At 62.9% G+C, this 11,089-nt stretch carries 10 protein-coding genes; 5 read left to right on the top strand and 5 right to left on the bottom strand.

The genetic code is table 11. The features are described from left to right. Positions 1-272: 272 nt before the first annotated feature. Genes BPHY_RS16510 through BPHY_RS16500 form a run of 3 tightly spaced genes read left to right on the top strand, consistent with a single transcriptional unit; the run spans position 273 to position 4,250 of the window. Positions 273-728, top strand: coding sequence for a (2Fe-2S)-binding protein (locus tag BPHY_RS16510; protein ID WP_012402583.1), 456 nt, complete (start codon positions 273-275; stop codon positions 726-728). 1 nt (position 729) lies between these two features. Then, a complete protein-coding gene (locus BPHY_RS16505) occupies positions 730-2,970 on the top strand; it encodes a xanthine dehydrogenase family protein molybdopterin-binding subunit (RefSeq protein ID WP_012402582.1) in 2,241 nt (746 codons plus the stop codon). Positions 2,971-2,981: 11 nt separating this feature from the next. Then, positions 2,982-4,250: a cytochrome c gene (locus tag BPHY_RS16500; protein ID WP_012402581.1), complete on the top strand. Its 1,269-nt coding sequence runs from the start codon at positions 2,982-2,984 to the stop codon at positions 4,248-4,250. A 570-nt stretch (positions 4,251-4,820) separates the two neighbouring features. On the opposite strand, the gene BPHY_RS16495 is transcribed toward BPHY_RS16500, so the two are convergent. Genes BPHY_RS16495 through BPHY_RS16485 form a run of 3 tightly spaced genes read right to left on the bottom strand, consistent with a single transcriptional unit; the run spans position 4,821 to position 7,073 of the window. Continuing rightward, positions 4,821-5,477 carry an amino acid ABC transporter permease gene (locus BPHY_RS16495; RefSeq protein WP_012402580.1) on the bottom strand — a complete coding sequence of 219 codons (657 nt, stop codon included), beginning with the start codon at positions 5,475-5,477 and terminating at the stop codon, positions 4,821-4,823. Further along, positions 5,474-6,220, bottom strand: coding sequence for an amino acid ABC transporter permease (locus tag BPHY_RS16490; protein WP_012402579.1), 747 nt, complete (start codon positions 6,218-6,220; stop codon positions 5,474-5,476). The genes BPHY_RS16495 and BPHY_RS16490 overlap by 4 nt, the downstream gene beginning before the upstream one ends. Positions 6,221-6,263: 43 nt before the next feature. Next, positions 6,264-7,073 (bottom strand): transporter substrate-binding domain-containing protein, encoded by an 810-nt coding sequence (locus tag BPHY_RS16485; protein WP_012402578.1) that lies wholly within the window; start codon positions 7,071-7,073, stop codon positions 6,264-6,266. Positions 7,074-7,333: 260 nt separating this feature from the next. On the opposite strand from BPHY_RS16485, the gene BPHY_RS16480 reads away from it, so the two are divergent. Further along, on the top strand, positions 7,334-8,209 hold the full coding sequence (locus BPHY_RS16480) for a LysR substrate-binding domain-containing protein (RefSeq protein WP_041764909.1): 876 nt from the start codon (positions 7,334-7,336) through the stop codon (positions 8,207-8,209). 38 nt (positions 8,210-8,247) lie between these two features. On the opposite strand, the gene BPHY_RS16475 is transcribed toward BPHY_RS16480, so the two are convergent. Both BPHY_RS16475 and BPHY_RS16470 read right to left on the bottom strand, forming a co-directional pair. Beyond that, positions 8,248-9,339 carry a calcium:proton antiporter gene (locus BPHY_RS16475; RefSeq protein WP_041764907.1) on the bottom strand — a complete coding sequence of 364 codons (1,092 nt, stop codon included), beginning with the start codon at positions 9,337-9,339 and terminating at the stop codon, positions 8,248-8,250. Between the two features lie 229 nt (positions 9,340-9,568). Beyond that, positions 9,569-9,925 (bottom strand): BON domain-containing protein, encoded by a 357-nt coding sequence (locus tag BPHY_RS16470; RefSeq protein ID WP_012402575.1) that lies wholly within the window; start codon positions 9,923-9,925, stop codon positions 9,569-9,571. A 327-nt stretch (positions 9,926-10,252) separates the two neighbouring features. Between BPHY_RS16470 and BPHY_RS16465 the strand changes: the two genes are divergently transcribed. After that, a complete protein-coding gene (locus BPHY_RS16465) occupies positions 10,253-10,891 on the top strand; it encodes a DNA-3-methyladenine glycosylase (protein ID WP_012402574.1) in 639 nt (212 codons plus the stop codon). The last annotated feature ends 198 nt before the right edge of the window (positions 10,892-11,089 follow it).

Raw genomic sequence — 11,089 nt, 5'->3', positions numbered from 1 at the left:
GCGCAAGGGCTGCGCTGCTTCGTTTCTTCCGCATTGGACGCGCCTGTGCTCCCATCAGCGTCTGACCCGCGCAAGACACCTTGCACGCACGTTTTTTAACGTGCCTCTACAATCGGCGGACCGATATACCGCTGCATGCGCAACGTGTGCAAGCGGTGCGTATGCGCTCGTCGGCTTCGCATGATTAGCACGCCACGTCCAACAAAGAGCGGTTGTCGACCGGTTTTTGTTCGACGCCGGCGGATAGAAGAAACCCACTTATGGAAACGCTCATGGCAACGCTGAACATCAACGGCCACTCGCACACTATCGACGCGCCGCCCGACATGCCCGTGCTCTGGGTGCTGCGCGATATCGTCGGTCTAACGGGAACGAAGTTTGGCTGCGGCATCGCGCAGTGCGGCGCATGCACCGTGCATCTGGATGGCGTCGCCGTGCGCTCGTGCGTGCTGCCCATCGCGGCCGTTGGCGACAAGAAGATCACGACGATCGAAGCCGTCGGCGATACGCCTGCCGGCAAGAAGGTGCAAGCAGCGTGGCGTCAGATCGACGTCGTGCAATGCGGCTACTGCCAGTCGGGGCAGGTGATGCAGGCGGCGTCGCTGCTCGCGCAGAACCCGAATCCGAGCGACGCCGACATCGACGCGGCGATGGCGGGCAACATCTGCCGCTGCGGCACATACAACCGCATCCGCGCTGCCGTGAAGCAGGCGGCAAAGGAGGCGTGAGATGTCGCAAGGATTGCTCGATGCGCAAAACGGCAAGCCGCGCGATGACGGTCACGCGGCCGTCTCGCGCCGCACGTTTCTCAAGTTCAGCGCCAGCGTCGCCGCGGTGGCGGGCGGTGGATTGCTGCTCGGTTTCAGCGTCCCTGCGCAAAGCCAGGGCGACGTACGCAAGTCGGTGATAGGCGGCGACGGCGTGGAGACGCCGCAAAGCGGCGTGTTCGCGCCGAACGCATTCGTGCAGATCGACACGGCGGGCAAGGTCACGCTGATCATCCCGAAGGTCGAGATGGGACAGGGCGTGTACACATCGATCCCGATGCTGATCGCGGAAGACCTCGAAGTGCCCCTCGACAGTGTGACCGTCGATCACGCGCCGCCCGACGAAAAACTGTTTACGGACCCGCTGCTCGGCGGCCAGCTGACGGGCGGTTCGACATCGATTCGCTTCGCATGGGAGCCGATGCGCCGCGCGGGCGCGACGGCACGCATGCTGCTTATCAGCGCGGCTGCGCAGCAATGGCAGGTCGAGCCTGCGTCGTGCCATGCCGAGCGTGGCCAGGTGATTCATGCCGGGACCAAACGCAGCATCGCGTATGGGCAACTCGTCGAAGCGGCTGTGAAGCTGCCCGTGCCGCAGAATGTACCGCTCAAGAATCCGAAGGATTTCAAGCTCATCGGCACGCAGGCGAAGCGTCTCGATTCGCCGGAAAAGGTGGACGGCAGCGCGATGTTCGGCCTCGACGTGCGTCTGCCCGACATGGTCTATGCGGCCATCGTCAACTGCCCGGTGTTCGGCGGCACACTTGCAGGCGTCGACGATACGGCCGCGAAGACAATCCCCGGCGTGCGGCAGATCGTGAAGTTCGACAACGGCGTGGCCGTGATTGGCGACCACACGTGGGCCGCGAAACGCGGTGCAGCTGCGTTGAAGGTCACGTGGAACGAAGGCGCGGGCGCGTCGGTGTCGACCAAAACGATTTTCGACGATCTGTCGAAGGCGGCGTCGCAAGGCAATGGCGCTGTCGCGCGCAAGGACGGCGACGTGAACAACGCGTTTTCGCAGGCGAAGACGCGCGTCGATGCTGTCTATCAGCAGCCGTTTCTCGCGCACGCGACGATGGAGCCTGTCAACTGCACGGTGCATGTGAAGCCCGACAGCTGTGAGATCTGGGTGGGCACGCAAGTGCCGACGCGCGCGCGCGATGCGGGCGCGAAAGTGACGGGCCTGCCCGCCGACAAGATCGTCGTGCACAACTTCCTGCTCGGCGGCGGCTTTGGCCGGCGACTCGAATTCGACATGGTCACGCAGGCGGTGAAAGTGGCCAAAGCGCTGAACGTGCCTGTGAAAGTGGTGTGGACGCGCGAAGAAGACATCCAGCACGACATGTATCGCCCGGCATACTACGACAGGATTTCCGCGGGACTCGACGCGAATGGCAAGCCGATTGCGTGGCAGCATCGGATCGTCGGCTCGTCGATTCTCGCCCGGTTTGCGCCGCCCGCCGTGAAGAACGGCGTCGATCCCGATGCCGTCGAAGTGGCCGCCGATCTGCCCTATGACCTGCCGAACCAACTGGTCGATTACGTGCGTCAGGAACCGCGCGACATACCGACGGCATTCTGGCGCGGCGTCGGACCGACGCGCGGCACGTGGGTCGTCGAGAGCTTCATCGACGAACTCGCGGCGCAGGCCCAGATCGACCCCGTCAAGTATCGGCAAGATCTGCTCGGCAAGTCGCCGCGCGCGCTGAACGTGCTGAACGTTGCGACGCAGGCGGCCGGTTGGGGCCGCGCGGTGCCGAAGGGGCAGGGGCGCGGCGTATCCGTGATGCATGCGTTCGGCAGCTTTTTTTCGATGGTCGCCGACGTGAGCGTCGAGCAGGGCGAGGTGCGTGTGAGCCGTGTGGTGTGCGCTGTCGATTGCGGCATGGTCGTCAATCCGAATACGGTCGATGCGCAGATCCAGGGCGGCATTATCTTCGCGATCACGGCGGCGCTGTATGGCGAAATCACGATCGACCGTGGCCGCGTGCAGCAGAGCAACTTCACCGACTACCGGATATTGCGCATCCACGAAACGCCGCCCATCGAGGTGCATATCGTGAAGAGCAGCGAGGCGCCGGGCGGCATCGGCGAGCCGGGAACAGCGGCTGCCATTCCCGCCGTCGCCAATGCGATCTATGCGGCGACGGGCAAGCGCCTGCGGCAGTTGCCCGTCGGCAATCAGTTGATGAGCGCATGAGGGGGCCGGCGATGAAAACCACATTGAAGGCTTTGGCCTTGAGCGCGGCGCTTGCGCTGCCTGTACTCGCGAATGCCGCCGACGATGCGCTCGTCAAACGTGGCGAATATCTGTCGAAGGCGGGGGACTGTATCGCGTGTCACTCCGCGCCGCGCGGCAAGCCGTTCGCGGGCGGCTTGCCGATGATGACGCCGATGGGCGCGATCTATTCGACCAACATCACGCCGGATCAGCAGACGGGCATCGGGCAGTACAGCGAGGACGACTTCAAGCGTGCGATGCGCGAAGGCGTGGCGAAGGACGGCCACAACCTGTATCCGGCGATGCCGTATCCGTCGTACGCGAAGATTGACGACGACGACATGCATGCGCTCTACGCGTATTTCATGAATGGCGTGACGCCCGTGAAGCAGGCGAACCGCGAGCCGGACATCAAGTGGCCGCTCAACATGCGTTGGCCGCTGAAGGTCTGGAACATGGTGTTCCTCGACAAGGGCGTGTATCGCGACAAGCCGGGAAAGGACGTCGCCTGGAATCGCGGCGCGTATCTGATTCAGGGGCTCGGCCACTGCGGCTCGTGTCATACACCGCGCGGGGTCGCGTTCCAGGAGAAGGCGCTCGACGAGAGTGGCAGTGCGTATTTGACGGGCGGTTTGCTCGACAACTGGTTTGCGTCGAACCTGACAGGCGAGCACAACGTCGGTCTGGGCCGCTGGTCGGAAGCCGATGTCGCGCAGTTTCTGAAGACGGGCGCGAACCAGCATGCGTCGGCATTCGGCGCGATGACGAGCGTGATCAACAACAGTACGCAGGCAATGACGGATGGCGACGTAGCTGCGATGTCGCGGTATCTGAAGTCGTTGCCGGCAGCGGGCGGTTCGGGCGGGCCTGCCTATGTGTATGACGCGGCGACGACGAAGGTGTCGTTGACACGGCCCGCGAACGATGCGGGGGCACGGGTTTATACGGCGTATTGCATGCACTGTCATGGGGCGGATGGGCGCGGGTTCGCGCCTATGCTTGCGCCGCTTGCCGGGAATCCCAATGTGCTTGAGAAGGATGCGAGCTCGTTGATCAATGTGACCTTGAATGGGACTGAAGATCTTGTGATTGGTGGCGTTCCCGCGCCGTATCCTATGCCCAGGTACGCCGATGTGTTGAACGATCAGCAGATCGCTGATGTGCTTACGTTTGTTCGGGGTGGGTGGAGGAATGGTGCGGCTTCTGTTGGCGCATCTGATGTCGCCAAGGTCCGGAAGGCCACCCAGGCGTCCAGGTAGTTTTTGCCTTCGACGTTGACCTGCGGCGCGGCTTTGCCTTTTATGCGCTGGCGTCCGCGTTTTGCTTCTGGTTTGCTGGTGTTGCCCCTGTGCGGGGCGGCACCTACTTTTCTTTGCTGCGGCAAAGAAAAGTAGGCAAAAGAAAGCCGCTCACACCGAGCGTCTTGACGTTGACCCACGGGCCCCCAACGTCCCCGTCCTGCTCGCGGCAACGCGCTGTTTCAAGTGCGTTGCCAGCGTGCTAACTGACGCCTCACCCGCTTCACATTCCCGCTTCACGTATCGCCTTACCGGACGTCCAAGGCCGCCCAGGTGGCAAACTGTGTGTAGGCCGTCGCGATGGAAGTGCACCACTCCGGACTGAAAGCGGGAACGGTGTCGTAGGATCGGCAACGCATGCGGTGCGACCACCTACACACAGTTTGCTACCTGGACGGCGCAGACGAGTCGCTGAAGAAAGTGAGTGCCGCCCCGCACAGGGGCAACACATGCAAACCGGAAACAAAACGCGGACGCCAGCGAAAAACAAAACCAAAAACCAGAATGGCGACTGCGTCGCAGAAGGAACCGTCAGCGTTGCTGCGTAGCCTTCTGCTTCCGCTCCAAAAGCCGCGCCCACCAGGTTAGTGGAAAGCACATCGCAAAGTACAGAACAGCAACCATCCCATAGATAGGAAACGGCCGAAAGGCAGCATTCGTAATCATGGTGCCCGTCTTGGTGAGTTCGGTGAACCCGATGATCGAAGTCAAGGCCGTGCTCTTGACCACCTGCACGAGAAAGCCAACCGTGGGCGCGACAGCAATCTTCAAGGCCTGCGGCCACACGACATATCGCAACTGCTGTGCAAACGTCATGCCGAGACTCGCGCCCGCCGCCCATTGCCCGCGCGGCACGGCTTCAACGCAGCCTCGCCAGATATCGACGAGATACGCACTCGTATAAAGCGTCAAGGTGACAGTGGCCGCAACCCAGGGCGATACATCGACACCCATCAACGGCAAACCAAAAAACGCAAGAAAAAGCTGCATCAGCAACGGCGTGCCCTGAAACAACTCCACATACAACACGACGATGCGCCGCAGCCAGGGGAAAGGCGAAACGCGCATCGCGAGCAACAGCAAACCCACGACGCCACCGCCGACAAACGCAATCAACGACAGCAACACCGTCCAGCGTGCTGCGAGCAGCAGATTACGCGCAATGTCCCAAAGCGTGAATTCGATCATGACGAGCGCTCCGTCGTCGATGCAGCACGCGCGCCGCGCAATGAGAAAACACGACGCGGCGACGCATCGGTAGAACGCGCCGCGCGGCCTGCGAAAAGTCCCTTGCCCAGCCGGTTCAACAGCTGCCGCAACACGATCGACAACGCCAGATACGTCGCCGTGATGATCACGTACGCTTCGAACGAACGGAAGTTGCGCGACTGAATATAGTTCGCCGCATACGTCAGATCGGGCACCGAGATCTGCGACACGACGGCCGAGCCGAGCATCACGATCAGCACCTGGCTCAACAGCGCCGGGAATACGTTGGCAATCGCCTGCGGCAACACGACGTGCCGAAACACCTGGCGTCCCTGCAGTCCGAGCGCTTGCGCGGCCTGCACCTGGCCGCGCGGAATCGAGTCGATGCCCGCCCGCACGATTTCGATCGCATACGCGCCGAGATTGACCGTCATCGCGAGTATCGCGGCCTGGATCTCGTCGATGTGTATGCCCAGGCTGGGCAACCCAAAGAACACGAAGAACAGTTGCACCAGAAACGGCGTGTTGCGGATCGCCTCGACATAACCGGCGATCAGCCACCGCGCCCACTTCGGCCCTGACGCGGCCACCACTGCGCCCGCCATGCCGACGAGCCCGCCGAGCACGGTCGATATGGCCGTCAGCCCGAGCGTCACGCCGACGCCACGCACGAGCATCCCCGCATACAAGTCGAAACTGCTGAAATCGAACGTATAACTCATCGTATGCGGCTCATCGTGACATCGGCTGATCGAAAGGAAAGACTCAAAGGGTCTCCGGCAGCGGCGCGCGCAGCCACTTCTGCGAAATCGCGTTCATCGTGCCGTCCTTGCGGGCGCGCGCGATGGTGTCGTCGACTTTCTTCAACAGACGCGGCTCGTTCTTGTTCAGCCCGACATGATCGGGCGAACTGAACAGCGAGAACTTCTGCTCGGGGTCGTTGGCAGGATGGCGCGCGAGGATGGTCGCGCCCACATCGTTGCCAACGACCATCAACTGTACCTGACCAGAAAGAAACGCCGAAATAGCGCCATTCGGATCGTCGAAACGTTTGATGTTCGCCGACGGCGGCGCGATCTTCGTGACGCTCAGATCTTCCAGCGTGCCGCGCGCCACCGATATGCTCTTGCCCGCCAGATCGTTCGCGTCCTTCACCTTCAGCGATTTCGGACCGAACACGGCAAGGTAGTAAGGCGCGTAAGGCTGCGAGAAGTCGATTACCTTCTCGCGCTCGGGTGTCTGGCCCACGGACAGCAACATGTCCGCCTTGTGGTCGGCAAGATACGCCATGCGGTTGTCGCCCGTGACCGCCACCAGTTCGACCTTGACGCCGAGCGACTTGCCGATCAGGTTCGCGACCTCGATGTCATAGCCTTGCGGCTTCATGTCCGGGCCGATCGAGCCGAACGGCGGATAGTCCATGAACACGCCGACGCGCACGACGCCCGCCTTCGTGATCGTATCGAGCGCGTCCGCGTGCGCGAGCGGAGCGAACGAGGCCAGCGCGGCGCCCGCAAAGGCAAGCGCGGCGAAGGCACGGGTGAAGCGGCGGCGGGACAATGCGGCGGTAATCATGGGGGCTTCCTTCGTGAATGTTGGAACTGCGGTGAGGCCACTCTAGGTTTGCCAAAAACCTCGAACAATCGAAATCTGCGCATGGAAGCCATGCATGGCGCTCATGCCCCAGGGGTTCTCCCGGTGGGTGTCGCGCATGAGCGCTGCGCATGGCTCACACAGGTGAAGAATTTTGGATCGCGTATGCTTGAGCATTGTTGTGTGCACGCACTGCATCAAAGCATGCACGCGCGATGAATTTTCCTGATACGACGACCACCATGCGACGACTCCCGCCACTGAATGCCTTGCAGATCTTTGAGACCGTCGCACGCCATCGCAGCTTTACGCGTGCGGCCGAGCATCTGTGTCTCACGCAAGGTGCCGTGAGTCGGCAGATTCTCGCGCTCGAGGACTACTATCAGTTCCCGCTCTTCAGGCGGCACGCGAAAGGCCTGACGCTGACGGCGGAAGGTGAACTGCTGCTGCCGGCCGTGAAGGAGAGCTTCGCGCGCATCGAAGAGATATCGCTGCGCCTCACGCGCCAGCGCACCGACCTCGCGCTGAAAGTCCCGACCTGCGTGATGCGATGGATGCTGCCGAAAATCATGCAGTTTCAGGCCGACTATCCGGACCTGCACGTGCAAATCACGACGACGTGGCAGCATGACGTCGATTTCCAGGTCGAACCGTTCGATGCCGCGATCGTCTATGGCACGTCGGCGGGCGCGGACGTGCAGGCCGTGCCGCTCTTCGAGGAGCGCCTCACGCCCGTCTGCGCGCCACAGCTGTTGCAGAGCAAGCCGCTCGCGAAGACGGCCGATCTTGCACGGCACACGCTGCTGCATCCGACGCGTGATCATCGCGACTGGAAGATGTGGCTCGACCACGTGGAAGCGCGCAATATCGATGCGAACCTGGGCCCAAGCTTCGATACGCTCGATCTCGCGACGAACGCGGCCCTACAGGGCTTCGGCATAGCGATCAGCGATCTCGCGCTGATCGAAGAAGACGTCGCGGCGCAACGGCTCGTGCGTCCGTTCGATGCCGTGCTGACGACGGGCGCCCGTTACTACTTCGTGTATCCGGACAGCGTTGCGCATCAGCAGAAGGTCAATCTGTTTCGCGACTGGATCGACGCGCATTGGGCGCAGTGAGCGGTTCGCTTCGTGCGGCGTAAAACGGTTTGGCGGTTTCACGGCGCGAACGACAGAAACAGATAGGCGGCGAACAGCGACAGGTGCACGGCGCCTTGCAGAATCGTCGTGCGGCCCGTGCCGAGCGTGAGCGTGCTGATCAGCAGCGTCAACGTGAGCAGCACGGTGTCCTTGCCGTCGATGCCGAGCACGAGCGGGCGGCCTGTCCAGATGAACACCAGCGCGACGGTCGGAATTGTCAGGCCGATACTCGCCAGCGCCGAGCCCAGCGCGAGATTGAGACTGGTCTGCAAGCGGTCGGCGCGCGCCGCCCGCACCGCGGCGAGTCCTTCGGGCAGCAGCACGAGCGCCGCGATCACGATGCCGACCACGGCAGCGGGCGCGCCTGCTTCCAGCACCGCGCGTTCGACGACGGGCGACAGCACCTTCGCGAGCAGCACGACGGCGACGAGACTCACCACGAGCAACGCGGCGCTGGTCAGCGCGACACGCGTGCCGGGCGGCTGGGCGTGCGCGTCTTCGCCGGCGCCGTGGGAAGCGTCGGCGAGAAAGTAATCGCGGTGACGCACGGTCTGCACGAACACGAACACGCCATACAGCACCAGTGACGAGACACCCGCAAACGCAAGCTGCGTATCGCTGAGCGCGGGGCCGAGCGCGACACTCGTGTAGTTGGGCATCACCATCGTCAATACGGACAACGACGCGAGCACGGCCAGCGCCGCGCTGGCGCCGCGAATCTGGAAGTCCTGCTCACGATGGCGCAAACCGCCCACCAGCAGGCAGATTCCGACGATGCCGTTGCATACGATCATCACGGCGGCAAACACGGTATCGCGTGCAAGGCCCGCTTTTTCGGGCCCCGCCGACAGCATCACCGAGACGATCAGCGCCACTTCGATCACCGTCACGGCGACGGCCAGTACGAGCGTGCCGAACGGCTCGCCGACGCGGTGCGCGACCACTTCCGCATGGTGCACGCCCGCGAACACGGAACCCGCCAGCGCGAGTGCCGCCAGCGCCGTCAACAGGCCGTTGCCGGGCAACGCGTAGGCGGCGCCGAGCACAAGCCACGCGATGATGGGCGCTGCGATCGTCCAGCGGGGCAATACGGGCGATGTCGATGCCATGTGTTCAGTCCGTTTGCTGTTGTTCGTGAGACGGTTCATGAGGGGACGCCGGTGCATCGTCGACGGGCCGCATGCCTGGCAATGAGATTAAACCAGCCGGACAGGCGGGCGGTGTGACGACAGCGCAAAAAAACGCATCACAAAGAAAAACACCGCTCCTCACGACGAGGAGCGGTGCGTTGTCCGACTATCGCGTCCACATGCGGACGCAAAGGCCGCTGCGTCGAACTTACTGGCCGACCGGGCGGATCGTCAGTGCGTTCTTCACGGATGTCACGCCCTGGACGCCTTGGGCAACCTGCGTCGCCTTGTCGACTTGCGGCTGCTCCGGCACAGAGCCCTGCAGCGTCACTGCGCCGCCCTTTGCGCGAACCGTGATGTTGGAGACGCTGATGTCCTTCGACTTCGCCAATGCGCCGCGCACCTTCTTGGCGAGCGCGCGGTCAGCCGACTTGGCTGCCTTGGCGGTCTGCTTGGCGCTCGGCTGAGCCGTCATGTCGGCATCGCTTGCCTGAGCATAGGCGTTGACCGATGCGAGAACCACGAGTGCTGCGCCTGCCATCTTCATTGCCTGGATCGCCTTCATTCACTTTCTCCTGTTGTCATGATTTGCGACGGTGCACTACCACTTCTGCACTACCACTTCTTTACTTCGGGGATGAGAACGGCTGCGGTTGTTCACGCACCGGGCGGTTTGCCGAGAGAACGGGCAGAGCTGAATCACCGATGCGGCTGGCTGGACAGTAACGATACCTCAATTGGTTCCATGATGAAGACTAAGGGTGGCCGGGATGCGGCATTGCTACAACGGATCGACACCGTTTGCGCGATCCGCCGTGCGCCGTGCATGGAATCGCACGGCGCGCCATCATGTTGCAAGCGGCCCGGCAGTGCACTTGCGGCACATCATCGCATGGCGAACACGATGCTTTCCCTCGTTCCTCTACATCGCAACGATCTACCCGTCGATACGGTTGACCTTGCACGCTTCTTACTGGGTAAATACCTGGTCCACGATCTGCCCGAAGGACGGGTAGCGGGGCGGATCGTCGAGACGGAGGCCTATCCTGTCGGCGATTCGACGAATCATGCGTATCCAGGGCGGCGAGCCTGCAACGGCTCGATGTTCCTCGAGCACGGGCACGCCTATGTGCGTCTCACATACGGTATCTACCACGTGATCAACGTGGTCAGCGAGCCCGAAGGGACGGGCGCTGCCGTGCTGATCCGCGCGCTGGAACCCGTGGCCGGCATGGAATGGATGCAGGCGCGCCGGCCCGGCACGACGCCGGGCGATCTCACGCGCGGTCCCGGCCGGCTCGCGCTTGCGCTGGGCGTCGGACCCGGTTTCGACGGCGCCGATCTATGCACCGGCCGCGGGTTGTGGCTCGGCGCCGCAGGTCGCGCGCGCACGCCGCCGCCGTTCGCCGTCACGACGCGCATCGGCATTGCGCGCGAAACGCATCGGCTGCTGCGCTTTTACGTGCCGGGCAGCCCATTCGTCAGTGGGCCCCGCAAGCTGCTGACGGGCGAGGCGCCGCGGCCCGGGTAACGCGGGCCCGGCTTTCGTCCAGGCGGCGCAATGCCTTCTGACATTATTACGCCCCGCTGCCGCGCATATTGGTGAACGCTTGCCGGTCACAGTGACTTTTGCAAACGGTGCAATTAAGTATCTCCGGAATAGGGGTTTTCCCTTGGTTGGCCGATGGCTAAACTGGCTTCACTCGCTTCACGAACAGATGGTTGAAGC

The sequence above is a fragment of the Paraburkholderia phymatum STM815 genome (assembly GCF_000020045.1).
Classification (GTDB): Bacteria; Pseudomonadota; Gammaproteobacteria; order Burkholderiales; family Burkholderiaceae; genus Paraburkholderia; species Paraburkholderia phymatum.
Note: the sequence above shows the minus strand (reverse complement) of the source record. Positions and strands in the feature narration are given on the sequence as shown.

What these genes read in the sequence shown, in the direction of transcription:
- BPHY_RS16510 (WP_012402583.1), top strand. Translation starts at nt 273, where the DNA reads ATGGCAACGCTGAACATCAACGGCCACTCGCACACTATCGACGCGCCG.
- BPHY_RS16505 (WP_012402582.1), top strand. Translation starts at nt 730, where the DNA reads ATGTCGCAAGGATTGCTCGATGCGCAAAACGGCAAGCCGCGCGATGAC.
- BPHY_RS16500 (WP_012402581.1), top strand. Translation starts at nt 2,982, where the DNA reads ATGAAAACCACATTGAAGGCTTTGGCCTTGAGCGCGGCGCTTGCGCTG.
- BPHY_RS16495 (WP_012402580.1), bottom strand. Translation starts at nt 5,477, where the DNA reads ATGATCGAATTCACGCTTTGGGACATTGCGCGTAATCTGCTGCTCGCA.
- BPHY_RS16490 (WP_012402579.1), bottom strand. Translation starts at nt 6,220, where the DNA reads ATGAGTTATACGTTCGATTTCAGCAGTTTCGACTTGTATGCGGGGATG.
- BPHY_RS16485 (WP_012402578.1), bottom strand. Translation starts at nt 7,073, where the DNA reads ATGATTACCGCCGCATTGTCCCGCCGCCGCTTCACCCGTGCCTTCGCC.
- BPHY_RS16480 (WP_041764909.1), top strand. Translation starts at nt 7,334, where the DNA reads ATGCGACGACTCCCGCCACTGAATGCCTTGCAGATCTTTGAGACCGTC.
- BPHY_RS16475 (WP_041764907.1), bottom strand. Translation starts at nt 9,339, where the DNA reads ATGGCATCGACATCGCCCGTATTGCCCCGCTGGACGATCGCAGCGCCC.
- BPHY_RS16470 (WP_012402575.1), bottom strand. Translation starts at nt 9,925, where the DNA reads ATGAAGGCGATCCAGGCAATGAAGATGGCAGGCGCAGCACTCGTGGTT.
- BPHY_RS16465 (WP_012402574.1), top strand. Translation starts at nt 10,253, where the DNA reads ATGGCGAACACGATGCTTTCCCTCGTTCCTCTACATCGCAACGATCTA.